The following is a 538-nucleotide window of genomic DNA, read 5'->3' on the forward strand; positions in this document are numbered from 1 at the left end:
TTCCCTAGCGAAAGTGAATCCACAGGCGCCGCTCGATAAAGTCTGCCTGCTGGGCTGCGGCGTGACCACCGGTATCGGCGCGGTACACAACACGGCGAAAGTGAAAGAGGGCGACACCGTGGCGGTGTTTGGTCTCGGCGGGATCGGTCTGGCGGTGATTCAGGGCGCGGTACAGGCGAAAGCCGGGCGCATCCTCGCAGTCGATACCAACCCGGAGAAATTCAAACTGGCCGGTGAAATGGGCGCAACGGATTTCATCAACCCGAAAGACTACGACAAACCGGTTCAGGATGTGATTGTTGAACTGACCGACGGCGGCGTGGATTTCAGCTTTGAGTGTATCGGCAACGTCAATGTCATGCGCTCTGCGCTGGAATGCTGCCACAAAGGCTGGGGTGAGAGCATCATCATCGGCGTGGCAGGGGCGGGTCAGGAGATCAAAACCCGTCCATTCCAGCTGGTGACCGGGCGCGTCTGGCGCGGCTCCGCATTTGGTGGCGTAAAAGGGCGCACCCAGCTGCCGGGGATGGTCGAGGAT

1 protein-coding gene is annotated in these 538 nt (G+C 60.2%); it reads left to right on the forward strand.

The annotated features are described in order from the left end of the window. A partial coding sequence (locus K5E19_RS23795) for a zinc-binding dehydrogenase (protein WP_221553380.1) occupies positions 1–538 on the forward strand: 538 nt, incomplete at both ends.

The organism is Enterobacter sp. RIT637, assembly GCF_019718755.1.
Taxonomy (GTDB): domain Bacteria; phylum Pseudomonadota; class Gammaproteobacteria; order Enterobacterales; family Enterobacteriaceae; genus Enterobacter.